Annotated in this window: 19 protein-coding genes; 11 read left to right on the forward strand and 8 right to left on the reverse strand. The window is 73.7% G+C overall.

The genetic code is table 11. The features are described 5' to 3' along the window. Positions 1-2: 2 nt before the first annotated feature. From AC3ANM_RS06765 to gabT, 5 genes are all read left to right on the forward strand, one after another. Complete coding sequence (locus AC3ANM_RS06765) at positions 3-557, forward strand: DoxX family protein (protein WP_488287375.1); 555 nt, start codon at positions 3-5, stop codon at positions 555-557. Between the two features lie 26 nt (positions 558-583). Beyond that, the gene (gene aroA, locus AC3ANM_RS06770; protein WP_488287376.1) at positions 584-1,948 is read left to right on the forward strand and encodes a 3-phosphoshikimate 1-carboxyvinyltransferase; all 1,365 of its coding nucleotides are present in this window, start codon (positions 584-586) and stop codon (positions 1,946-1,948) included. Further along, the gene (rsgA, locus tag AC3ANM_RS06775; protein ID WP_488287377.1) at positions 1,945-3,003 is read left to right on the forward strand and encodes a ribosome small subunit-dependent GTPase A; all 1,059 of its coding nucleotides are present in this window, start codon (positions 1,945-1,947) and stop codon (positions 3,001-3,003) included. The genes aroA and rsgA overlap by 4 nt, the downstream gene beginning before the upstream one ends. A 148-nt stretch (positions 3,004-3,151) precedes the next feature. Next, a complete protein-coding gene (gene hisN, locus AC3ANM_RS06780; RefSeq protein WP_488287378.1) occupies positions 3,152-3,931 on the forward strand; it encodes a histidinol-phosphatase in 780 nt (259 codons plus the stop codon). A gap of 138 nt (positions 3,932-4,069) precedes the next feature. Further along, positions 4,070-5,413, forward strand: coding sequence for a 4-aminobutyrate--2-oxoglutarate transaminase (gabT, locus tag AC3ANM_RS06785; RefSeq protein WP_488287379.1), 1,344 nt, complete (start codon positions 4,070-4,072; stop codon positions 5,411-5,413). A 78-nt stretch (positions 5,414-5,491) separates the two neighbouring features. Here the strand turns inward: gabT and AC3ANM_RS06790 are convergent, their stop codons facing one another. Together AC3ANM_RS06790 and AC3ANM_RS06795 are read right to left on the reverse strand one after the other, a co-directional pair. Continuing rightward, positions 5,492-6,841, reverse strand: coding sequence for a M16 family metallopeptidase (locus tag AC3ANM_RS06790; RefSeq protein ID WP_488287380.1), 1,350 nt, complete (start codon positions 6,839-6,841; stop codon positions 5,492-5,494). Beyond that, the gene (locus AC3ANM_RS06795) at positions 6,838-8,124 is read right to left on the reverse strand and encodes a M16 family metallopeptidase (RefSeq protein ID WP_488287381.1); all 1,287 of its coding nucleotides are present in this window, start codon (positions 8,122-8,124) and stop codon (positions 6,838-6,840) included. Before AC3ANM_RS06795 ends, AC3ANM_RS06790 begins: the two co-directional genes overlap by 4 nt. Positions 8,125-8,261: 137 nt before the next feature. On the opposite strand from AC3ANM_RS06795, the gene AC3ANM_RS06800 reads away from it, so the two are divergent. Continuing rightward, positions 8,262-8,486: a hypothetical protein gene (locus AC3ANM_RS06800; protein WP_488287382.1), complete on the forward strand. Its 225-nt coding sequence runs from the start codon at positions 8,262-8,264 to the stop codon at positions 8,484-8,486. Between the two features lie 100 nt (positions 8,487-8,586). Here the strand turns inward: AC3ANM_RS06800 and AC3ANM_RS06805 are convergent, their stop codons facing one another. Next, the gene (locus AC3ANM_RS06805) at positions 8,587-10,203 is read right to left on the reverse strand and encodes a diguanylate cyclase (RefSeq protein ID WP_488287383.1); all 1,617 of its coding nucleotides are present in this window, start codon (positions 10,201-10,203) and stop codon (positions 8,587-8,589) included. Between the two features lie 236 nt (positions 10,204-10,439). On the opposite strand from AC3ANM_RS06805, the gene AC3ANM_RS06810 reads away from it, so the two are divergent. The 3 genes from AC3ANM_RS06810 (at position 10,440) to AC3ANM_RS06820 (ending at position 14,733) form a co-directional block, all read left to right on the forward strand. Continuing rightward, a complete protein-coding gene (locus AC3ANM_RS06810) occupies positions 10,440-11,168 on the forward strand; it encodes a hypothetical protein (protein WP_488287384.1) in 729 nt (242 codons plus the stop codon). A gap of 203 nt (positions 11,169-11,371) precedes the next feature. Next, positions 11,372-14,344, forward strand: a complete 2,973-nt coding sequence (locus AC3ANM_RS06815; RefSeq protein ID WP_488287385.1) for a sensor domain-containing protein — start codon at positions 11,372-11,374, stop codon at positions 14,342-14,344. A gap of 32 nt (positions 14,345-14,376) precedes the next feature. After that, complete coding sequence (locus AC3ANM_RS06820) at positions 14,377-14,733, forward strand: hypothetical protein (RefSeq protein ID WP_488287386.1); 357 nt, start codon at positions 14,377-14,379, stop codon at positions 14,731-14,733. Between the two features lie 145 nt (positions 14,734-14,878). Here AC3ANM_RS06820 and AC3ANM_RS06825 read toward each other — a convergent pair whose 3' ends face one another. Further along, positions 14,879-16,195 carry a ferredoxin reductase family protein gene (locus tag AC3ANM_RS06825; protein ID WP_488287387.1) on the reverse strand — a complete coding sequence of 439 codons (1,317 nt, stop codon included), beginning with the start codon at positions 16,193-16,195 and terminating at the stop codon, positions 14,879-14,881. A 187-nt stretch (positions 16,196-16,382) separates the two neighbouring features. Here AC3ANM_RS06825 and lepB point away from each other — a divergent pair, with 187 nt between their 5' ends. Next, the gene (gene lepB / locus AC3ANM_RS06830; RefSeq protein ID WP_488287388.1) at positions 16,383-17,135 is read left to right on the forward strand and encodes a signal peptidase I; all 753 of its coding nucleotides are present in this window, start codon (positions 16,383-16,385) and stop codon (positions 17,133-17,135) included. A gap of 45 nt (positions 17,136-17,180) precedes the next feature. Here the strand turns inward: lepB and AC3ANM_RS06835 are convergent, their stop codons facing one another. From AC3ANM_RS06835 to AC3ANM_RS06850, 4 genes are all read right to left on the reverse strand, one after another. Continuing rightward, entirely contained in the window at positions 17,181-18,716 is a 1,536-nt protein-coding gene (locus AC3ANM_RS06835) for a glycoside hydrolase family 30 protein (RefSeq protein ID WP_488287389.1), read from the reverse strand. Continuing rightward, the gene (locus AC3ANM_RS06840; RefSeq protein ID WP_488287390.1) at positions 18,713-20,713 is read right to left on the reverse strand and encodes a glycoside hydrolase family 3 protein; all 2,001 of its coding nucleotides are present in this window, start codon (positions 20,711-20,713) and stop codon (positions 18,713-18,715) included. The genes AC3ANM_RS06835 and AC3ANM_RS06840 overlap by 4 nt, the downstream gene beginning before the upstream one ends. Positions 20,714-20,892: 179 nt before the next feature. After that, positions 20,893-21,480: a hydrolase gene (locus tag AC3ANM_RS06845; protein ID WP_488287391.1), complete on the reverse strand. Its 588-nt coding sequence runs from the start codon at positions 21,478-21,480 to the stop codon at positions 20,893-20,895. Between the two features lie 117 nt (positions 21,481-21,597). After that, positions 21,598-22,275, reverse strand: a complete 678-nt coding sequence (locus tag AC3ANM_RS06850; RefSeq protein ID WP_488287392.1) for a nucleoside/nucleotide kinase family protein — start codon at positions 22,273-22,275, stop codon at positions 21,598-21,600. Between the two features lie 220 nt (positions 22,276-22,495). Here AC3ANM_RS06850 and AC3ANM_RS06855 point away from each other — a divergent pair, with 220 nt between their 5' ends. Further along, positions 22,496-22,828 carry a putative quinol monooxygenase gene (locus AC3ANM_RS06855; RefSeq protein ID WP_488287393.1) on the forward strand — a complete coding sequence of 111 codons (333 nt, stop codon included), beginning with the start codon at positions 22,496-22,498 and terminating at the stop codon, positions 22,826-22,828. Positions 22,829-22,892 lie beyond the last annotated feature (64 nt).

Raw genomic sequence — 22,892 nt, forward strand, 5'->3', positions numbered from 1 at the left:
CGATGACCGCAGTTCGCCGGATCGCCCGCCCGATGCTCGCTGCCATGTTCATCCAGGGCGGCCTCGACGCGCTGCGGCACCCGGGCGCCCGGGCGGAGAAGGCCGCGCCGGTCGTCAACGCGATCGCCCAGCCGCTCGGCCTGCCCAACGACCCCGAACTGCTGGTGCGCGCCAACGGCGCCGCGCAGGTCGCCGCCGGTGGCCTGCTCGCCCTGGGCCGTGTGCCCCGGCTGGCGGCGCTGGTCCTGGCCGGCAGCCTCGTGCCGACCACCTATGCCGGGCACCCGTTCTGGTCCGAGCAGGACCCGGCAGTGCGGGCGCAGCAGCGCACGCACTTCCTCAAGAACGTCAGCATGCTCGGCGGCCTGCTGCTGGCCAGCGTCGACACGGCCGGCAAGCCGGGCCTGTCCTGGCGGGCACGGCGCGCGGCCAAGGACACCGCCCGCGCGGCCTCGCTGACCACGCGGTCGGCCCGCCGCGCGGCCCGCCACACCGCCCGCTCCGCGCGCCGCGAGGCCAAGCTCGCGGCAAGCCAGGCACACGACGCGCTCACCTGACCCCACCCCCTCGCGAACGGAAGACAGTGAACGACCCCGCTCATCGGCCGGCCCCCGGGCCCGCCAACTGGCCCGCCCTGCACGTCACCGGACCGGTCAACGCGACCGTCGCCCTCCCGGGCAGCAAGTCGCTCACCAACCGGTTCCTCGTCCTCGCGGCGCTGGCCAACGGCACGTCACGACTACGGCGCCCCCTGCGCTCCCGGGACACCCTGCTGATGGCCGAGGCGCTGCGCTCGCTGGGCGCCGTCGTGGAGGACTTCCCCGGCGACGACGAGGAGTCGGCGGACTGGATCATCACGCCGGCGACGCTGACCGGGCCGGCCGCGGTCGACTGCGGGCTCGCGGGCACGGTGATGCGGTTCCTGCCGCCGGTGGCGGCGCTGGCCTCCGGGGCGGTCTCCTTCGACGGGGACGAGCGCGCGCGGGAGCGGCCGATGGCCCCGGTGATCGACGCCCTGCGCACGCTGGGGGCCTCCATCTCCGACGACGGCCGCGGCCGGCTTCCGTTCTCCGTCAACGGATCCGGCCGTATGCCGGGTGGCTCGGTGACGCTGGATGCCTCCGAGAGCTCGCAGTTCGTCTCGGCGCTGCTGCTGGCCGGCGCACGCTTCGAGCAGGGCGTGACGGTGCACCACGACGGCACGCCGGTGCCGAGCGAGCCGCACATCCGGATGACGGTCGAGGTCCTGCGCGACGCCGGGGTCGTGGTCGACGACGACGAGGTCGACACCTGGCGCGTGGAGCCCTCGGAGATCAACTCCCTCGAGGTCCAGGTCGAGCCCGACCTGTCCAATGCCGGGCCGTTCCTCGCCGCCGCCGTCGTCACCGGCGGCACCGTGCACGTGCCGGGCTGGCCCCAGCACACGACCCAGGCCGGCGACGCGCTGCGCGACATCTTCGACGCGATGGGCGCCGACGTGACCCTGGACCGCTCCGGGCTGACCGTGACCGGCTCGGACTCGGTCAACGGCCTCGACGTGGACCTGCACGACGCCGGCGAGCTGGCCCCGGTGGTCGCGGCCGTGGCGGCCCTCGCCGACTCCCCCTCGTGGCTGCGCGGCATCGCGCACCTTCGCGGGCACGAGACCGACCGGCTGGCGGCGCTGGCCGCCGAGATCAACGCCCTGGGCGGGTCGGTGACCGAGACCGAGGACGGGCTGCGGATCGTGCCCCGCCCCCTGCACGGCGGGCTGTTCCGCACCTACGACGACCACCGGATGGCCATGGCCGCCGCGGTGCTGGGGCTGCGCGTGCCCGACCTGGTGATCGAGAACGTCGCCACGACCGACAAGACGCTGCCCGGCTTCACCGACCGCTGGTCCCGGATGATCGGCCTCGAGGTCACCCCCGGGGTCGTCGCCGGCGCTGCCGGGTCGGGCCGCGCGTGAGCCCACGGTCGCGGCGGATCTCGGCCGGGGACTACGACGAGAGCCACGTCCGGATCAGGCCCAACCGCCGCGGTTCCCGCCCGCGCTCCAAGGACCGCCCGGCGCACGCCGACGCGGTGCTGGGCTTCGTCGTGGCGGTCGACCGTGGGCGCTACACGGTGCTCGTCGAGGACCACATGGTCACGGCGATGAAGGCCCGCGAGCTCGGCCGCAAGGGCATCGTCGTCGGCGACCGGGTCGGCCTCGTCGGTGACACGTCCGGTTCGCCGGACGCGCTCGCCCGAATCGTGCGCCAGGAGGACCGCCGCTCGGTGCTGCGTCGCACCGCCGACGACAGCGACCCGGTGGAGCGGGTGATCGTCGCCAACGCCGACCAGCTCGTCGTCGTCTCGGCGCTGGTCAACCCCGAGCCCCGGCCCCGCCTCATCGACCGCTGCCTGGTGGCCGCCTATGCCGCCGGCCTCCAGCCCCTGCTGGTCCTGACCAAGGCCGACCTCGCCGACCCCTCGGACTTCCTCGCCAACTACGCCCCCCTGGAGGTGCCCTACGTCGTGACGTCGCAGGAGGCCACCACCGGGGAGCTGACCGGGCTGGACCCGTTGCGGGAGAGGCTTGCCGGGCGGGTCAGCGTCTTCGTCGGGCACTCCGGCGTCGGCAAGTCCACTCTCGTCAACGCACTGGTGCCGGGCACCGACCGCGCCACCGGTGATGTCAACGTCGTGACCGGTCGCGGGCGGCACACCTCGACCTCGGCGGTCGCCCTGGCCCTGCCCGCCGGCGACGGCTGGGTGGTCGACACGCCCGGCGTGCGCTCGTTCGGCCTGGCCCACGTCGACCTGACCAAGGTCATCGACCACTTCCACGACCTGGCACCAGGCACCGAGGGCTGCCCCCGTGGCTGCACGCACGACGAGGAGGAGTGCGCGCTCGACGCCTGGGTGGCCGAGGGCCACGCCGGGCCCGCCGGACGCTCCCGGCTGGAGTCGCTGCGCCGGCTGCTGCGCGCCCGCAGCGGCTCCGAGTCCGGGGAGCCGGACACCACCGCACGGGCGTAGCCCCACCCGCGAGCTGGACGTTCGTGCCCTTGCCGGGCGCCCGGATGGGGCACGAACGTCCAGCTCGGTGGTGCCCCGGGCGCCTCGCTGACGGTGCCGGGCCACGTCGGCCGCGCCGGTTGACCCGCCGGACGCTAGCGTGACCCGCGTGCCGACCTATGACGACGACCTGCGCCTCGCGCACGTGCTTGGCGATGCTGTCGAGCGGGTGACGATGGAGCGCTTCCGGGCCGAGGACCTCGTCGTCGAGTCCAAGCCCGACCTCACGCCCGTGACCGACGCCGACCGGGCCGCCGAGGAGATGGTGCGCCACCAGCTCAAGCGCACCCGGCCGCGCGACGCCGTGGAGGGCGAGGAGTTCGAGACGACCGGGCACGGGCCCCGCCGCTGGGTCATCGACCCGATCGACGGCACCAAGAACTTCGTCCGCGGGGTGCCCGTCTGGGCCACCCTCATCTCCCTGGTCGACGAGGGCCAGCCGGTGCTGGGCCTTGTCTCCGCGCCGGCGCTGAACCGCCGCTGGTGGGCCGCGACCGGCTCCGGCGCCTGGACCGGGCGCAGCCTGTCCTCGGCCCGGCGGATCCACGTCTCCGGGGTCGGCGACCTGTCCCACGCGTCCTTGTCCTACTCCAGCCTCACCGGCTGGCGCGAGATCGGCCGACGCGAGCAGTTCCTCGACCTCACCGACGAGTGCTGGCGCACCCGCGCGTACGGCGACTTCTGGTCCTACATGCTCGTGGCCGAGGGCGCGGTCGACATCGCCGCCGAGCCCGAGCTCGCCGTGCACGACATGGCGGCCCTGGTCCCCATCGTCACCGAGGCCGGCGGACGGTTCACCTCCCTCGACGGGCAGGACGGCCCCTGGGGCGGCAACGCCGTCGCCACCAACGGGCTGCTGCACGACGAGGTGCTCCGCCGCCTCGCCTGATCCCCCGCCGCCCCGGACCGGCGGCCTGGGCCTGCGACAGGCAGGCCGCGCCGCGGACACCGCGGCCCGGCATACCGCGTGCGGGGGCTGATGGGCGAGGATGGGGGCAGCAGCATCCCCCGCACCTCAGGAGTCCCCGTGTCCGAGACCACCAGCACCCTGCCCCAGCGTCGCGAGCTGCGCACCGCCCTGCCCGGGCCGAAGTCGCAGGAGCTGGCGGCGCGCCGCTCCGCGGTCGTGTCCGCGGGCGTGAGCTCGACGTTGCCGGTCTACGTCCAGCGCGCCGGCGGCGGCGTCATCGAGGACGTCGACGGCAACCTCCTCATCGACCTCGGCTCCGGCATCGCCGTGACCAGCGTCGGCAACGCCGCCCCGCGGGTCGTCGAGGGCGTCACGCAGCAGGTCGCCGACTTCACGCACACCTGCTTCATGATCAGCCCCTACGAGGAGTACGTCGCCGTGTGCGAGGCCCTCGCCGAGCTGACCCCGGGCGACCACGCCAAGAAGTCGGCGCTGTTCAACTCCGGCGCCGAGGCCGTCGAGAACGCCATCAAGGTGGCCCGCTACGCCACCGGCCGCAACGCCGTCGTCGCGGTGGACCACGCCTACCACGGCCGCACCAACCTGACGATGGCGCTGACCGCCAAGGCGATGCCCTACAAGAAGGGCTTCGGGCCGTTCGCCTCCGACATCTACCGCGTGCCGACCTCCTACCCGTTCCGTGACCCCGAGGGCATGACCGGCGAGCAGGCCGCCGCCCGGGCGATCCTCGCCGCCGAGAAGCAGGTCGGCGCCGACCAGGTCGCGGCGCTGATCATCGAGCCGATCCAGGGCGAGGGCGGCTTCATCGTGCCGGCCCCGGGCTTCCTGCCCGCGCTGCAGAAGTGGTGCAACGACAACGGGATCGTCTTCATCTGCGACGAGGTGCAGACCGGCTTCGCCCGCACCGGCGCGTGGTTCGCCAGCGACCACGAGGGCGTCGTGCCCGACCTGGTCACGACCGCCAAGGGCATCGCCGGCGGCCTGCCGCTGGCCGCCGTGACCGGCCGCGCCGAGATGATGGACACCGTCCACGCGGGTGGCCTGGGCGGCACCTACGGCGGCAACCCGGTCGCCTGCGCCGGTGCCCTCGGCGCCATCGAGACGATGCGCTCGGAGGACCTGATCGGCGCCGCCAAGCGGATCGAGACCATCGCCACCGAGCGGCTGCGCACCATCGCGGACAAGGTGCCGGCGATCGGCGACATCCGCGGCCGCGGCGGCATGCTGGCCGTCGAGTTCGTCCGCCCCGGCACCACCGAGCCCGACGCCGAGCTGACCGCCAAGGTCGCCAAGGCCTGCCACGAGCAGGGCGTGGTCATCCTGACCTGCGGCACCTTCGGCAACATCATCCGGCTGCTCCCGCCGCTGGTGATCAGCGACGAGCTGCTGCTCGAGGGCCTTCAGGTGCTCGAGGACGCGCTCCTGGCCGCCACCGCCTGACCCGGGACAACCCGAAGGCCCGGTCACCCTCGCGGGTGGCCGGGCCTTCGCCGTGTATGCCGGGTGGTCGCCGCGCGCTCAGGCCTGGACGACCGTGACGTCCCCGCGGCCGAGCCCCCGCACCCCCTCGGCGTGGGCGGAGGCATCCCCCACGACGACGACCGTCCAGTCACCGGTCACGTGGCGCCGGTAGGCCTCGCCGATCCGGGCCGCGTCGACGGTGGCCAGGTCGAGCAGGTTGGCGGTGGTGAACTCGGTGGTCAGCCCCTCCAGCGCCATGGTGGCCGCCTCGTCGGCGACGGCGTCGGCGGTGGCGTAGCGCCCGGGAGCGGTCTTGCCGATGAAGTCGACCCCGGCCCGGGTCTCGTCCTCGGTGAAGCCGTCACGGCCGCCGTCGAGGATGTCCAGCAACAGCCCGAGCGCCTCCACGGTGGAGTCGGCGCGCACCGAGCCGCCGGTGAGGAAGAGCCCGCCCTTGCGGCGCGGGCGGAAGCCGGAGCGGATGCCGTAGGTGAAGCCCTTCTCCTCGCGCAGCACCGCGTCGATGCGGGCGTTCGGCGAGCCGCCGATGACGAAGCTGAGCACCGGGAACGGCGCCCAGCCACCCTCCTCGCGACGGTCCGGCCCGGCGCAGGCGACCGAGAGCTCGGTCTGCACCGCACCCGGCCGGTCGACGAAGACGATGCGCGCGGCGTCCCCGGCGCGGGCCGAGGCCACCGGCTCGGTCACGGCCGCCTGCCCCATCCAACCCCCCAGGGCCGCCTCGACCTGCGCGCGCACGTCGAGGTCGGACAGGTCCCCGGCCACGACCAGGGTGCTGCCGCCGGGGGCCACGTGGGCGGCGTGGAAGGCCGCCAGGTCCTCCCGGGTGATGTCCTTGACGGTCTCGCGCGTCCCGGCGGTGGGCAGCGAGGCCCGCTCCCCCGCCACGAAGTAGGTGCTGATCAGCTCCAGCGCGGCGCGCTGGGTGGGGTTGGCGTGCTCCTGGTCGATCTCGGCCAGCCGGGTGCGCACGTGGCGGGTCACCTCGGACTCGGGGAAGACCGGCTCGCGCACCGCCTGGCTGAACAGGTCGAGTGCCTCGCCGAGGTGCCGCTTGGAGACCTCCATCTCGACGGTCAGGCCGGCCTCGCCCATGCCGGCGCCGAGGGCGATGCCCTTGCGCTCCATCAGCTCGGCGAACTCCTCGGCCGAGTGCTGCCGGGTGCCCTCGTCCAGGGTGCGGGCCATGATCGTGGCCAGGCCCTCGCGGCCGCGCGGCTCCAGCGCCAGCGGCAGCGGCACGGCCAGCCGCAGCGAGATGACGTACTGCCCCGGGACGTCGTAGGTCACCAGGTCCAGGCCGTTGTCCAGCGTGGTCCGCCCGGCGTCGGGGAAGGCCCACGGCTGGGGCGGGATGACGGACGGGCGGTCGGTCACGGAGGTCATGCAGAGGCTCCTTCGCGGTCCTGCTTGAGGTAGGCGACGACGACGCGGGCATCGGGGTTGAGCCACGTCGCGGCGACCTGCTGCACCTGCTCGGCGGTCACCTCGCCGAGCCGGTCCAGGAACGTGTTGATGTAGGCCGGGTCGCCCTGCAGCATCGCCCGGTGGCTGATGTGGTCAGCCCGCTCCTCCTGGCTGGCCAGCGCCGAGAGCCAGGACCGCTCTGCCTGGGCGAGGGCGGACTCCATCTCGACGGCGGTCGGGCCGTCGGCCCCGAGGCGGGCGAGCTCCTCGCACACCGCCTGCTCCACGTCGTCGGGCTCGTGCCCGTCGACGACGTCGAGGCCGAGGAAGCCGAGCGAGACACCGTCGACGAAGCCCATCGCGTGGGCCCAGACACCGTGGGCCGACTGCTCGCGGCGGACCAGGCGCTGGTGCAGCCGTGACGTGGCCAGGCCGCCGACGACGTCCATCGCGAGGGAGGCGGCGAAGAACTCAGGGGTGTCGTCGACCGGGAGGCGGAAGGCGATGTGCAGCCGGTCGCTGGGGACGGCCTCGACGTGCTCGTCGCGCACCGGCTCGCTCAGCGGCTCCAGCGCGTCGACCGGTCCGCGGGGCGCCTCGGCGCTGGCCGGCAGGTCCCCGAAGTAGCGCTCGGCCGCGGCGAACCCCTCCTCGGCGGTGAGGTCGCCGACCAGGGTCAGCACGGTGTTGTTCGGGCCGTAGTAGCGCCGGAAGAACGCGTGGACGTCCTCCAGGCTGGCCGCGTCGAGGTCGTCCATCGAGCCGATGGTCGCGTGGTGGTAGGGGTGGCCCTTGGGGAAGACGGCGGCGTAGATGTCGATCAGGGCGTTGCCGTAGGGCACGTTGTCGTAGCGCTGGCGCTTCTCCTCCTTGACCACGTCACGTTGGTTGTCGAGGTTGGCCTGGTTGACCGCGTCGAGCAGGTGCCCGTGCCGGTCGGCCTCCATCCACAGCGCGAGCTCGTAGGCGCCCTTGGGCACCGTCTCGAAGTAGTTGGTCCGGTCGAACCACGTGGTGGCGTTGAGCCGGCCCCCCTCGGCCATCAGCCGGCTGAAGTGCTCACCGCTGGCGACGTGGCGCGAGCCCTGGAACATCAGGTGCTCGAAGAGGTGCGCGAAGCCGGTGCGGCCCTCGACCTCGTGGCGGGAGCCCACGTTGACCCACAGGTTCACCGTGACGTTGGGGACGGTGTGGTCCTCGCTGACGATGACGCGCAGGCCGTTGTCCAGCGTGCATTCGGCGATCGGGTAGTCGAGCGGCATGCGCCCCACCCTAGGTGATCGGATGGCGTCCCGACCGGCCCCGAGCGACGACGTAGTCCAGCCGCAGGAGGCGGCGAGCACGGGCCCACCGGACAGTGGCTGCGGGTGGGCACCGCACCTCGACCGAAGGGACGACCATGGCTGTCTCCGTGAACCTGTCCAAGGCGCTCGACAAGGCGTGGGAGGACAAGTCCCTCGCCGAGATCCTCGACGCCCCCGTCTCAGCCCTGGCCGGCGTCACCGACGCCGACGCCGAGAAGCTCGAGGCCGCGTTCGGCATCAAGACCGTGCGCGACCTCGGCTCGAACCGCTACTTCGCGACGGCCGGCGTCCTCGTGGCGCTCGCCAACCACACCGGCTGACCCCACGCCGGTATGCCGGGTGGCCGCCGCGGGAGGCGGGCACCCGGCATACGCGTGCCCGGGACGCGCGGCGCGCGCGCACCCTTGCCGGTGTGCAAGGTCAGGGCAGGACGCGGTCGCGGCCGCGGGCCTTGGCCTCGCGCAGCGCGTTGTCGGCGCTGCGGTAGACCGAGGCCAGGTCCTCGCCGTCCGGCCCGAACTCGGCCACGCCGGCACTGAAGGTGACCGCGATCTTCTGGCCGTCGCTGCCGACGAACGCCGCCTGCCGGCACTCCTCGAGAGCCCGGCCCACCCGGGCGATCGCGTCCTCCCGGGACATGCCGTAGAGCGCCAGCGCGATCTCCTCGCCGCCCCAGCGGGAGATCAGGTCGTCGGCGCGGAAGCTGCGCCGCAGCAGGGCGCCGAGGCGTTCGAGGACCACGTCGCCGACCGTGTGCCCGTGCTGCTGGTTGATCTGCTCGAACTCGTCGAGGTCGAGCAGGGCGAAGGAGAGCGGCCGCCCGCTCCTGGCCGCACTGGCCCGCAGCCGCGCGAGGTCGCGGATGAACTTGCGCCGGTTCGCCAGCCCGGTCAGCGGGTCGGTCTCGGCCAGCCGGCGCTGCAGCCGCAGCCGCTCCAGCCGGCCGGTCACGCGGGCCAGTAGCTCGGCCGCCACGACCGGCTTGGTGACGTAGTCGTCGGCCCCTGCTGCGAAGACCTCCTCGACGGCGGCCTGCTGGAGGCTGCTGGTGAGCACGATGATCGGCAGCGACTCGAAGCGCGGGTCCGCGCGCAGCAGCCGGCACAGCTCGAAGCCGGTCACCGCCGGCATGTCCAGGTCGAGCAGCACCAGGTCGGGCACCGCCGCGTCCATGGCGTCCCAGAAGGTCAGCGGGTCCTGCACCGTCGTCACCGGCAGGCCCGCACGGTCGAACAGGTGGGTGAGGACGTCGAGGATCAGCGGGTCGTCGTCGACAGCGAGGATCCGGTGCTGGCCCAGCTCCCGCCGCCGCAGGGCCTCGACGACGACGTCGATGACCTCCGGCACCGGCTTGACCCGGTCGACCAGCCCGCCCGCACCGGTGCCGCGGAGCTCCTCGGCCTCCCCCATCGGCTTCTCGGCCAGCACGAGGGCGTCGGCCTCGGGCAGGTGCATGGCGACGTCGCGCAGGAGGCCGAGCGCGTCCTCCCCGGTGATCTCGGAGTCGATCAGGACCACGTCGAGCCGCCCCTCGTGGACCGCCCGGCGAGCCGATGCGACGTCGGTGACGACCCGGCAGCGCAGCCCCCGGGACTCCGCCTCCCCGACCAGGGCGCGCGCTCGGGCCTCGTCGGCGTGGGCGACCAGGAGCCGGCCTGTGGCCCGCGAGGGAGAGACCTCCCCTGTCGCGGCCGCAGGCGCCTCGAGCTCCTGGCGCAGGGAGTCCAGGTGTCGGGCCGCCGTGAGGGCCCGCGAGGGGAGCTCCTCCACCGGCCCGGCGAACATCCGCTCGAACTCGCGGGCGATCTCGGTGGCCCGCGGGTAGCCGAAGGTCCCGGCGGCTCCGGCGATCTGGTGGGCGGTGCGCTCGGCGTCGCGCTGGGCGCCGGGGTCCAGGCGCCGCTCGACCACCGCGTGCAGCGCCTCCTCGAGGCGGTCGACCTGCGCAAGGAGGCGGACCCGGCTGCGCTCCCACAGCTGCTGGATCATCTCCCGCTCGAGCTCGGCCTCGGCGGCGCCCTGTCCGAAGGAGCTCATCGGATGCCTGCGCGGGCCTGTGGCGCCATCACGGTCGACCCCCTCCTCGCGCCGAAGGCGCGTCCGGTGGCGTGCTCAGGGGACCCCATGCTAGGTCGCCGGGGCCGGGCGCGCAGCAGGGCGCAGACCATTCCTTGACCGAGGCCTTAACCGCCGCCGACCTGTCACCGAACCGCACCCTCCTACGTTGGGAGCAAGCCGGGGGAGATGTCCGAACTCACGATTGGGAAGGACTCATGACTACGACACGCAAGGCCTCCACCCGCACCCTGCTCACGGCAGGCGCCCTCGCGGTCGCCTTCGCCGCCGGCAGCATCGGCACCGCGAGCGCCTCCCCCGTCCCGGCCCAGGGCAGCCTCGGCCAGACCGTCGCCTCACACGAGCTCGGCGAGCACGACGCACCGCTGACCGCGGACCAGGTGGCCGCCCGGCAGCAGCTGCGCACGGCCATCGCCGCGCTCTTCGAGGCGGTCCGCGCCGGCGACGAGGCCACGGCACAGGCCGCCCTCACCCAGGTCATGGCCGCCACGACGGCGGTCAAGGCGGCGGATGCGGCCGCCGAGGCCGCCCGCGCCGGCTCCGGGGACTCCTCCGGCGCCACCGACGAGCAGTCGACCGAGGCCAAGGACGATGACGCCACGGAGGCCACGGACGGCGACTCCGCCGAGACCAAGGACGGCGACTCCGCCGAGAGCAAGGCCGGCGACTCCGCTGAGACCAAGGACGGCGACACCACCGAGCACAGCCAGCCCGCGGTCACGATCGTCCGGAAGGGGGGCACCGACCACCATGACGGCCAGGCTCACTCGGCCGCCTGGCACAACGGCAAGAACTGGGCGCCCGCCCACGACAGCCGGGACAGGCACGACGCCGCCCGCACCCAGCACCAGGGCAGTCGCGACGGTCGTGACAGCCGCAGCCACCACGGGTCCCACCGTGAGGGCCACCACCACTCCGGACGCTGAGCGGCAGCGCCCGTCGGGCCGGCCGCCGGGCATCAGCGGCACGTCGGCCACCCCGGCTGAGGGGCGGGTCCGCGAGGACCCGCCCCTCAGCCGCGTCCCCGACCGGACCACGGCGCATGGGTGACGCGCACGAGCGGTCCCGACCACACGGCATACCGCGCAAACCACCCTCAGTGAGGGCTCCCGACCGCGATACTCACAAGGTGCGCCGCCCGCCTCCTGCCGCAGTCGTCCCGTTCGCCATCGTGGCGGGCGCGGCGATCGTCGCGCTGGCGGCACCGCCGCGGGGCGTCGACGGCAGGCACGTGCTCATCGCCTTCGGCCTGCTGGCGCTCGTGATCGCCTGGGCGGTGCACGCCGCACGGCGGCCGGCGCCGGGCTGGCACGACGGGGTCGCGCCACTGGCGTTCTTCGCCGTCATCGCGGTGCTGCGCGACGCCGGCAACACGTCGGCTCCGGTCGTCCCCCTACTGGCCCTGCCCACCCTGTGGATCGCGCTCTACGGCACCCGGCGGCAGCTCCTCGCCGCCGGCGGCGCCACGATCCTCGTGCTCCTGCTGCCCGTCCTCGTGATCGGCGGCAGCCGCTACCCGACCAGCGACTGGCGCCGGGCGCTGCTGTGGGTCATGGTCGTGTTCCTCATCTGCCCGGTCATCCAGCAGGTGGTCGGCCGCCTCGAGCACGAGCGCAGCCGGCAGGAGCGGGTGTCCAGCAACCTCGACGGCATCCTGCGGGCCGCCACGGAGCACGCCATCGTGGCCAGCGACCTCGAGGGCCGCATCACCTTCTTCAACGAGGGCTCCGAGCGCATGCTCGGCTGGAAGGCCGAGGAGGTCGTCGGCCTGAAGACCCCCGAGATCTGGCACGACCCCGACGAGCTGGACCGGGTGGCCGCCGAGGACGGCGTCGACCGGGGCGAGGTCGTCGTCCACCGCGCCAAGCGGGACGGCTCCGACACCCGGCTGTGGACCTACGTCCACCGCAACGGGCACCGCTACACCGTCCGCCTCACCCTCACGGGCATGTATGACGGGTCCGGCACCCAGGTGGGCTGGATGGGGGTGGCCGTCGACGTCACCGTGGAGCAGCAGGCGCTGCGCGCCTTGCGCGAGTCCGAGCAGCGGTGGCGGATCCTGCTCAACCACATCCCCGACGCCTCGGTGCTCGTGGTCGGGCCGGACCTGCGCTACCGGCTGGCGGCCGGGATCGGCCTGGCCCGGCAGGGCATGCAGGATGCCGTGGGCAGGTCCCTGCAGGAGACGTCCAACGCCGAGAACGTCGCGCTCCTCGAGCCCGTGCTGCGGGGCGCCCTCGCCGGGCGGGAGGGGGAGGCGGAGATCCGTTCCACCCATGCCGGCAGCATCCTGCAGATCGTGGCCACGCCGCTGCCACCGCGGGACGGCGAGCCGGAGGCCCTGGTCGTGGCGTGGGACGTCACCGCGGACCGCGCCCGCGAGGACTCCGAGCGCCAGGCCCGGGAGCGGTTCGAGCGGATCTTCGCCGAGGCCCCGCACGGCGCCGCGCTCGTGGGCCTCGACGGCACGGTCCTGCAGGTCAACCCGGCCCTGAGCCAGATGCTCGGCACCCCGATGCAGGACATGGTGGGCCGGGCCCTGGAGACCTTCCGTCCCGCCGACAGCGAGGTCCCCGAAGGCGTCCTGGACGCCCTGCTGGAGTCGGAGTCGGGGCGGATGGAGCTGGAGATGTACCTCCCCCGCCCGGGCGGCGGCCCGCTCATCCGCGTCTCCATCGCCGGGGCCGTGCTGCGCGCGCCCGACGGCTCCCCGGAGTCGGTGCTGTTCAACATCGTCGACATCTCCGAGCGGCACCGCTACGAGGAGCAGCTGGCCTACCTCGCCGACCACGACCCGCTCACCGACCTGGCCAACCGGCGGCAGTTCGACGCCGCGCTCACCGCCCACATGGAGCGGTGCCGGCAGACCGGGCCGACCGGGGCGCTCATGGTGCTCGACCTGGACCACTTCAAGCAGATCAACGACACCCTCGGACACCTCGCCGGGGACCAGCTCATCGTCGCGATGGGCGCGGCGCTGCGGGCGCGGGCGCGCAGCGGCGACCTGGTCGCCCGCCTCGGCGGTGACGAGTTCGCACTGCTGCTGCCCGACGCCGACCGCCAGGCGGCGCAGGCGGTGGCCGGGGACCTCGTGCAGCTCGTCCGGGAGAAGGTCAGCGTGCGGGCCGGCGACCGGGTGCGCCGGGTCACCACGAGCATCGGGGTCGTGCTGGTGGACGACGCCACGGTGAGCGCCAGCGAGCTGCTCAGCGGCGCCGACATGGCGATGTACGACGCCAAGGAGGCCGGGCGCGACCGCTACACCGTGTTCAACCCCCACGACGCCGAGCACCCCGGCACCGCGGGGCGCCTGGCGTGGGTGGAGCGCCTGTCGGTGGCCCTGGAGAACGACGGGTTCGTGCTGTACGCCCAGCCGATCCTCGACCTGCGCACCGGCACCGTCAGCGGCGCCGAGCTGCTGGTCCGGATGCTCGACGAGCACGGGCGGCCGCTGGCCCCGGGGCAGTTCATCCCCGCCGCCGAGCGCGCCGGCCTGATCCAGAAGGTGGACCGGTGGGTCCTCGAGCACGCGACCCGCGTCCTGGAGCAGGCGCAACGGATCGACCCCGGTTTCCGCGTCCAGGTCAACCTGTCCGGTCACTCGGTCGGCGACCAGATGATCATCGCCGACCTGCTGCGCCACCTGAGCCAGCGCCCGTTCGACCCGGCGGGGCTGGTCCTGGAGATCACCGAGACCGTGGCGGTGGCCGACCTGGAGTCAGCCGTGCAGTTCGCCCGGGAGGTGCAGGCGATGGGGTTCCGGTTCGCCCTCGACGACTTCGGTGCGGGCTTCGGGTCCTTCCAGTACCTCAAGCACCTCGTCTTCGACTTCATCAAGATCGACGGGGAGTTCGTCGCGGACTCCCCCACCAACCCCGTCGACCGCGTGATCCTCCAGTCGATCGTCAGCCTTGCCCACGGGCTGGGCAAGGAGACCGTCGCGGAGTACGTCGAGGACGAGCGGATCCTCGACATGGTCCGCGACCTGGGCATCGACCACGCCCAGGGTCACCACGTCGGTGAGCCGGAGCCGGTGGAGGACCTGCTCACCCGGCTCGGCGAGGCGTCGCTCCCGTGGGGCGTCAGGGCAGCCCGAGGCTGACCGACACGGAGGGCAGGGGCAGCGAACCCGAGGTGGCGGGGCTCGACGTCGACGTCGTGGGGCTCGGCTTCGGCCGGTGCGTCTTCGTCGAGGTCGACGTCGAGGTCGACGAGCTGCCGCCGGGCTGGGTCGAGGTGGTGCTCGACGACGGTGTCGTCGGGGCGGGCGTGGCCGAGGCGCTGGTCGGCGCGGTGGCCGGGGTCGGCGAGCCGCTCGCGGTCGGTGTGGCGCCCGGCGCCACGGTCGAGGGGCCTGCCGCGACGGTGGAGGGCAGGGCGCTCGGGGAGGTCGAGGGGACCGCCGTGCGCGTGCTCTCGCGGGAGACCCCCCGGGTGTCCCGCGACAGCGCCGTGGTCACGGAGTGCGAGGGCACGGCGGACTGGTCCTGAAGCGGCAGGTGGGGCGCGACATACGTGCCGACCCTGACCGCGGCGTAGCCCACCACGGCCACGCCGAAGAGGGCACTGGAGACGTGGGTGAAGTTGGAGGGGTTGAAGCGCACAAGGCTCCTTCCGTTCGAGTCGGGCAGGCGGGTCAGGCGAAGTCGAAGCTCTCGTCGTGCACGCAGGCGGGGTCGAGTCCGAGGTCGGACACACTGGCACGGATGTCCCGCGCCATCGCAGGCGGGCCACAGACGTAGATGTCGACGCCGCCCATGTCCTCGGGCAGGTGCCGGTCCAGCAGGTCGGTGTCGATGCGCCCGATCGGGCCGGACCAGCCCGGTGCGGGCCGGGTGATGACCTCCACGACGGTGAGCGGGATGCGCTGGGTCATCGCCGCGATCTCCTCGCGGAACAGCAGCTCCTCCGGGGACGGGGCGGCCACGATCAACAGGTGCTCGCGCTCGTCCCCGGCACTGGCCAGGGCCCGCAGCGTGCTCACCATCGGGGTGATCCCCACGCCACCGGCGATGAGGACCAGGCCGCGCTCGGCCGCCGCCTGCGGGGTGAAGGCACCGTGCGGTCCGTCCACCCAGACGCGGTCGCCGACCTCGGCGTCCCCCAGGGAGCCGGTGAAGTCACCGAGGTCCTTGACCGTGAACTCCAGCTCACCGGTGCGCCGGGGCGGGTTGGCGATGGTGAACGGGTGCTCCTCGAAGCCGAACGGCGTGGACCCCACCCGCACCCAGGCGAACTGGCCCGGCTGGAACTTCAGCAGGCCGCGGTGGCCCCACGGCTCGAGGACGACGGTGGTGACCGTCGGGCTCTCCTGCCGGACCTCGCGCACCAGGTAGGGGTGGATGAGCGCCCGCAGGGGCCGCCAGATCCAGCGGCGCAGCGAGACGAAGCCGACCACCGCGAGCAGGAACGCGAACCACTTGGCGAACAGCGGGTCGCGCACGAGGTGCTCCTGCCACACCACGTGCAGCGCGCTCGCCACGATCACGGCCACAGCCAGGATGACGTGCAGGCCACGCCGCGCCTCGAACCGGCCGCGCAGCCGGCGGCCGAGCAGCGCGAGCAGCACCATCAGCAGCATGGCCACGGTGGCGCCGAGGCCGGCACGGGCGCGGTTCGGGGCGGTGCGGGGGTCGAGCAGGCCCAGGTTCTCCGACCGGATCATCACCGTGGAGGCCACGTGGACCAGCACGAACGTCAGGGCCGAGACCCCCACGAGGCGATGCACCCCCATCACGACGTCGATGCCCAGCCCGCGCGAGAGGGCGCGGACCCGGGTGGGCAGCACGTAGGTGACAGCGAGCAGCGAAAGGGCCACCAACCCGGTGGCCAGGGAGACCTCGTACGCCGCGTTGGCGCCGGCCGGTCGGTCGCTCCCCAGGGCGAGCCCGAGCGGGATCAGGACGACCGCGAAGTAGGCGAGTGCCCACAATCGGCGGATCAGGCTTCGCATCGAGTCGGTCTTCCAGGGTCGAGGACAGGTCATCCCCCCGCACCCCTGCGGTCGTGCTCCGTGACGGCCCGGAGGCCACTGAACCGACGATGCTAGCCATCAGGGCGCGTCGACTCAAACCGCGAGTGAGATGGCAAGCAGATTGTCAACCCTCGATCGGACGACCCTTTGGTGGCATGGTGGTGCCGTGGCAGGACGTCTGGCCGTCACCGAGGGGTCGAGTCAGGCACGCCCGGAAGCGGTTCCGGAGGCGGCGGTCCCGGACCCGGAGGCCGAGCGCCCTGGCCGGGGGCTGCGCGCGGTGTCGATCACCGTGGTCACCGGCCTGCTGCTCATGGCCCTGGTCAAGACATTTCTGGTCCAGGGGTTCTTCATCCCCTCGGGGTCGATGGAGCCGACCCTGCACGGTTGCTCCGGCTGCGCCGACGACCGGGTCCTCGTGGACCGGCTGTCCGCCCGGACCGGCTCGATCGAGCGCGGCGACGTCGTGGTGTTCCGCGACTCCCAGGGCTGGACCCGCTCCCCCGGCGCCCCGCCCGGCGCCCTGCACCGGTGGCTGTCGTTCGTGGGCCTGGCTCCCGACGATCCCGGACCACACCTGGTCAAGCGCGTCATCGGCGTCGGGGGCGACCACGTGCAGGTCCGCGACGGCGTGCTCTACGTCAACGGCGTCCGGCTGGTCGAGCCCTACGTGGTGGGCGAGAGCTCCAGCACCTCCGACTTCGACGTGACCGTGCCCCACGCCTCGCTGTGGGTCATGGGCGACGACCGGGACTCCTCGGCCGACAGCCGGGCCCACCTGCACGACCCCGGTGGCGGCTTCGTCCCCACCAGCGACGTCGTCGGCCGCGTGTTCGCCATCGTGTGGCCGCTGGAGCGCGGCGGTGCACTGAGTCGCCCGGCCACCTTCGACCAGCCCTCCCTCGACCAGCAGGACTGAGCGTCGGTCGGCCTGCCGGCCCAGGGCCGGCAGGCCGACCGCGCCTCAGCGCCAGGTGAAGGTCGCCAGCGCGCCCCCGGGCAGCGTGTAGGCGAACGAGCGCCCACCCACCGACACCGAGAACGGGCGCGGGTCGTCGTTCTCGTTGTGCACGACCAGGGCGGTCGTGCCGTCCGGGTTGCGGAAGGCCACGTCCATGACCTGCCCGTTCCAGCCGGTCGAGCCGTAGGAGGTGCTGTCGACCCGCACGGCCCCCGGTTTCACGAACCGGCTGAGGTGGCCGATCGTGTAGTACTCGGCGTTGGTCGTCACCGTCCCGTCCGGGGCCACCGTGAGCAGGCCGGAGCAGGTGCCGCAGCCGCCCAGGTGCGGCCCGCCGCTGGGGTCGAGGGCGATGTTCCACGTCACCACCGACTTCGCCCAGTTGCGGGTCGTCCCGATCGTGATGGTCCGGGCGTGCCAGGTCAGGGTGTCGCGGAACACCTGCGCCGGCGGGTCGGACGGCCCGTGCGAGCCGGAGCACTCGGTGAACCAGATCCCCTTGTCCGGGTGGGCCTCGTGCATGGTCGTCATCGCGCCCGGGTCACCGGCATAGCAGTGGTATGCCGTGCCGGCCACCCAGCGGGCGGCCGGGCTGGAGAGCACCTCGTAGGGGTAGTCGGTCTCGGGGCTCTCGTCCGGCGGGGTGTGGGCGATGTCGTCGGGGTGGGTGGCCCAGTTGTGGTCGTAGGCCAGGATCTTCGTCCGCGGGCTGGCCCGGCGCAGGGCCGGCCCGAGCGCCTCGATGACCTTGACCTCCTGGCGCACCGCCATGTCCGTGCCCGGGTAGCCGCTGGGGGTCCGGTTCTGCGGCTCGTTCTGCACCGTGAGGTAGTCCACCGGCACGCCAGCGGCGGCGTAGGCGCGCACGAACCGCACGAGGTAGTCCGCGTAGGCCCGGTAGTAGCGCGGGTCGTCCTTGAGCCGGCCACCGACGAGGCTGCCGGTGGTCTTCATCCAGGCGGGCGGGCTCCACGGCGTCGCCATCACCGTCAGGCGCGGGTTGAGCGCCTTGGCCCGGCGCAGCAGCGGCAGGACCTGACGCTGGTCGTGGGCGATCGAGAAGTGCGTCATCGCGAAGTCGGTCTGGCCGGTCGGCACGTCGTCGTAGGTCCAGTGCCCGGCGGCCGCGGTGAAGTCGGAGGAGCCGACCGGTTGCCGCAGGAAGCTCACCCCGATGCCGCCGCGGGGGTCGAACAGGCGGCGCAGCGCCGACTCCCGCCGGGCCGGGTCCAGCCCGGACAGGACCGCGGCCGAGGAGTCGGTGATGGAGGCCCCGAACCCGTCCATCCGCTGCAGGCGGCGGCTCGGGTCGACGGTGAGGGTGACCCCGGTGGCCGGCGCGTCCGTGAACGCCACGGGCGCCCGGTGGTGCATCAGCTCGGCGCGATCCGGCGTCGTCACCCACACCTGCGCCTGCGTGGGGCCGCCCTCGGGCCGCGCGGCGTCGTGCCGCCCGAGGTCGGCCCGGGCGGCCGAGACCCCGAGCAGGCCCGTGGTCGCGACGGCCGTGGCGGCCACGGCGACGCGGAAGGCGGTCATGACCTCCTCCGGTCCGTGCTGAGGCCGAAGCCGAACGGGAAGAGGGGGTCGTAGCCGGGGTCGCCGACGTTGATCGGCTCCTGGGCCAGGGTGCGTGGCCAGCTGACGGGGAGCTTGCCGGTGAAGGGCCGGCGGCCGAGGAGGGTGTCGGCGACGCCCTCCCCCTCGCTGCCGGGCAGCCACGCCGCCACGACACCGTCGGCCTCGCCGAGCTGCTTCGGGTCGAGCACGAGGGGCCGACCGGAGACGATGACCACGACACAGCGCGCCGCCGCCGAGCAGACCCGGTCGACCGCGGCCTTGTCGGCGTCGGAGAGCTGCATGTCCTTCACCGGTCGCTGCACCCCGTGGTCGCCGGGGTCGTAGCCCCAGCGGGGCCCGCCGACGTCGCCGAAGCCCTCGGCGTACGGCGTATCCCCCACGACGACCACGCCGACGTCGTCGGGACCGACCGGCGCCGAGGCGTCCTGGCTCCAGGTGACGTTGCCGCTGCCGGCGGCCTGGCGCAGGCCGGCCAGGATCGTGGTTCCGGGGATGGTGGCACCGGAGCCGCCCTGCCAGGTCATCGTCCAGCCACCGGCCTGGTTGCCGATGTCGTCGGCGTTGCTGCCGGCCACGTAGAGGTGGCGGCCCGGGCGGACCGGGAGCGCGCCGCGGTCGTTCTTGAGCAGCACCTGGGACTCGGCGACGGCCCGGCGGGCCACGGCCCGGTGGGCGGGGCCGCCGATGGCGGGCAGGTCGGTGCGGTCGGTGAACGGGTGCTCGAACAGGCCGAGCTCGAACTTGGCCGTCAGGATCCGCGAGACGGCGTCGTCGATCCGGGACGTGGACACCCGGCCGGCGTGCACCTCGTCGAGCAGGGTGGTCTCGAAGCTCTGGTAGGCGTTGGGCTCCATCATCATGTCGATGCCCGCGTTGACGCCGGTGCGCACCTGGGTGGGCCAGTCGCCCGGCAGCTGGTGGATGCCCTCCCAGTCACTGATGACGAAGCCGTGGAAGTCCATCGAGCCCTTGAGCACCGTGGTGAGCAGCTCGTGGTTGACGTGCATCTTGACCGGGTTGCCCACGCCGTCCTCGGTCCAGTCGACGCTGGAGTAGGACGGCATCACGCTGCCGACGTGGTGCTGGCGCACCGCGGGGACGTACTGCTGGAGGGCGTTGCGCCAGAACGACTTCCGGTCGGTCACGGCGACGCCCTGGTCGATCGTGTAGTCGCCGTTGCCGGTGCCGTACTTCGTGTCGCCGTCCCCGGCATAGTGCTTGGCCGTGGCCAGGACCCGGTCCCGGTCGGCGAGGTGCCCGGGCGGCCCCTGCAGGCCGTCGATGGCGGTCTCCATCTGCTCGACGAGGCGCGGGTCCTCGCCGAAGGACTCGTAGGTGCGCCCCCACCGGTCGTCGCGCGCGGCGCACAGGCACGGCGCGAAGGCCCACTGCGGGCCGCTGGAGCGGGTCTCCGAGGCGGCGACGTGCTCGACGTCGCGCACCAGCGCCGGGTCGCGGGTGGCCCCCAGCCCGATATTGTGCGGGAAGACCGTCGCCCCGAGCATGTTGCCGTCGCCGTGCACCGAGTCGATGCCGTAGAGCAGCGGGATGTGCAGCCGGGTCCCGAGCGCCGCCCGCTGGAACCGGTCGACCATGTCCGCCCACGCGGTCGGGGTGTTCGGGGTCGGGGTGGACCCGCCGCCGGAGAGGATGCTACCCAGGTGCCACGTCGCGATCGGGGACGTGTCGTCGGCGACCTGGTAGCGCTCGGTCTGGGTCATCTGCCCGACCTTCTCCTCCAGCGTCATCCGCGAGAGCAGGTCGGCGACGCGGCGCGGCACGGGCAGCCGTGGGTCCTCGTAGGGCGCGCGGGCGTGTGCCGCCGCGGTATCGCGCGGGGCCGCCTGGGCCGTGCCGGCCAGGCCCACACCGGTGAGGGAGGCGGCGGCGGCCACGAGGGCGAGCGCGGTCGTGGCCGGGCGGCGCCGGGCCGCCGCAGGTCGTCGAGCTGTCATGGGTCCCCTGTCCGGACCCTGCGACGGGCCCTGCGTCGGAAGCGCTTTCACGCCATTCCGGACGCTATGGACCCCTTTGTCCCGATTTCAACGCGGCGGGTGTCAGCAGTTGGTAAAGGCCCCGTCACGCGGCGGCAGCCACGCGGGCTCGCCGCCGGGCCGCCCGGAGCGGTCGCCGGTCAGTCCCCGACCGGCACCGCCAGCGCGCCGAGCGCCTCCTGTGTGTCCGTGACCCGCCCGAGGCGGGGGAAGATCCGCGTCACCGCGAAAGCGTGGTCCTCGGCCGACAGACCGCTCATCGCGTCCTCGACGAGCACCACGTGGTAGCCGTGCTCGTGGGCCGCCCGGGCCGTGGACTCCACCCCCATGTTCGTCGCGATGCCGCCCAGGACGACCGTGTCGATGCCGCGCCGGCGCAGCTGGAGGTCCAGGTCGGTGCCGTAGAAGGCACCCCACTGCTTCTTGGTCACCACGAGGTCGGAGTCCCGGCGGATCTCCGGGACGATGTCCGCCCAGCCCGGCGCGGGCCGGCGGGCCGGGCGCGCCTCGTCGACGAGGGTCGCGAGCGTGTCTCCCCCATCCGGGCTCGGCGCCACCCGGACTGTGATCACCGGGGCGGCCGCCACCCGGAACGCCTCCGCAAGCCGGGCCGAGTTGGCCACCACGTGCCCGGCCGGGTGCGGCGCGACCGGCAGCCCGACGATGCCCTGCTGCAGGTCCACCAGGACGAGGGCGGTGGTCGAGGGGTCCAGTGAGGTGACGGGCACGGCATACCTCCGGCGTCTGGCCGGCACCCCTGGGTGCCGGCCCGGGTGGTCGGTCAGTGGTGCCGACGGCACCCTGACGAGCCAATCACGGCCGCGGCGGCCGGCCTCAGCCGGGCCTCAGCGCAGCAGGCGGGGCGCGCCGAGCACGGTGTTGTCGACCACGCGCGTCGCCTGCTCCTGCGGCGCCGCCTCGGCAAGGTAGAGCAGCTGGCCCTCGACGTAGCGGCGGTTGGCCTCCGCCGCCGGGTCGGGCGACCCGGTGCCGTCCCGGGCGACGCAGCGCGCGAGGGACTCAGCGCGGTCCACCTCGAGCCACACCGACCAGCTCCAGTGCCCGGCGAGCCCCGGCCGGTGCAGGAAGATGCCGTCCAGCACGAGGACGCTGCCCGGTGCGGCAGTCGCCTCGGGGGCCAGGTCCGGCCGGTCCGTCGCCACGTCGAAGACGCGGGTCCGGTGACGGCCGTGGCCGCCGGGCCCGAAGGGTTCCAGCAGCTCGGTCTCCAGCCGCTCCAGGTCGTAGGAGTCGCGGTAGAACCCCTCCGGGCTGGTCCTCCCCCGGTGGTAGCGCACGGTCCGCGGGTGGTGGAAGCCGTCGACCGAGGCCCGGACCACCTCCCGGCCCCGTCGCCGCAGCAGCGCGGCGAGCTCGTCGGCGAGGACGGTCTTGCCGGCCCCGTCCATGCCGTCGACCGCGACCCGCACGAACGGGTCGCCGGCCAGGGCCGCCACCTCGTCGGCCAGGCGGCCCAGCAGCTGCCCCCGCAGGTCGTGCCCGGCGGTGTCGACCTGTCCCATGTCACTCCTCGCAGCGCGGCCGGGCGGGGGCCCCGCCTCGACGTCCCCCGCGCGCGGCAGCCGCGGTGCGGCCCACGCTACTGCGACCGGCACCGGTGCCGAGGACGACGGCCCACCGGGAGGCTTCCCTCCCCCGCTGCGGCGCCGGACGATGGTGCACGACGCCCGCGCCGGCACCGGACGCGCCGGGCGAGCCGGCCGGCGGGACAGGGAGGCCGACATGCCCATCTTCCAGACCGCCCACTACCAGGTGCGGCCCCAGGCCGTGGAGAAGGTCACGGCAGCCATCGTGGAGTTCGTCGGGCACGTGCAGCAGCACGAGCCGGGCAGCAGGCTGTATGCCGCGTGGCAGCAGCAGGACGACCCGACCCGGTTCGTGCACCTCTTCGAGTTCGCCGACGAGGCGGCCCAGGCCGCGCACGGCAGCTCCGAGGCGGTGCGCCGGTTCGAGGCCGTCTACGGCCCCGAGCTCGTCGGCGGGCCGGTGGTGTTCACCGACTACGTCCTCGTCGCGTCCAACGACGGTCGCTCGCCGGGGGCGGCCGGACGCTGACCCGCGCACCGGGCGTCCGCGAGGGGTCGTCGTGGCGGGCTCCCGGCACGACGAAGGCCCCGGT

It is taken from the genome of Oryzihumus sp. JJN4-3R, assembly GCF_057747915.1.

What these genes read in the sequence shown, in the direction of transcription:
- AC3ANM_RS06765 (WP_488287375.1), top strand. Translation starts at nt 3, where the DNA reads ATGACCGCAGTTCGCCGGATCGCCCGCCCGATGCTCGCTGCCATGTTC.
- AC3ANM_RS06790 (WP_488287380.1), bottom strand. Translation starts at nt 6,841, where the DNA reads ATGACCTCCGTGACCGACCGCCCGTCCGTCATCCCGCCCCAGCCGTGG.
- AC3ANM_RS06795 (WP_488287381.1), bottom strand. Translation starts at nt 8,124, where the DNA reads ATGCCGCTCGACTACCCGATCGCCGAATGCACGCTGGACAACGGCCTG.
- AC3ANM_RS06800 (WP_488287382.1), top strand. Translation starts at nt 8,262, where the DNA reads ATGGCTGTCTCCGTGAACCTGTCCAAGGCGCTCGACAAGGCGTGGGAG.
- AC3ANM_RS06805 (WP_488287383.1), bottom strand. Translation starts at nt 10,203, where the DNA reads ATGAGCTCCTTCGGACAGGGCGCCGCCGAGGCCGAGCTCGAGCGGGAG.
- AC3ANM_RS06810 (WP_488287384.1), top strand. Translation starts at nt 10,440, where the DNA reads ATGACTACGACACGCAAGGCCTCCACCCGCACCCTGCTCACGGCAGGC.
- AC3ANM_RS06825 (WP_488287387.1), bottom strand. Translation starts at nt 16,195, where the DNA reads ATGCGAAGCCTGATCCGCCGATTGTGGGCACTCGCCTACTTCGCGGTC.
- AC3ANM_RS06835 (WP_488287389.1), bottom strand. Translation starts at nt 18,716, where the DNA reads ATGACCGCCTTCCGCGTCGCCGTGGCCGCCACGGCCGTCGCGACCACG.
- AC3ANM_RS06840 (WP_488287390.1), bottom strand. Translation starts at nt 20,713, where the DNA reads ATGACAGCTCGACGACCTGCGGCGGCCCGGCGCCGCCCGGCCACGACC.
- AC3ANM_RS06850 (WP_488287392.1), bottom strand. Translation starts at nt 22,275, where the DNA reads ATGGGACAGGTCGACACCGCCGGGCACGACCTGCGGGGGCAGCTGCTG.
- AC3ANM_RS06855 (WP_488287393.1), top strand. Translation starts at nt 22,496, where the DNA reads ATGCCCATCTTCCAGACCGCCCACTACCAGGTGCGGCCCCAGGCCGTG.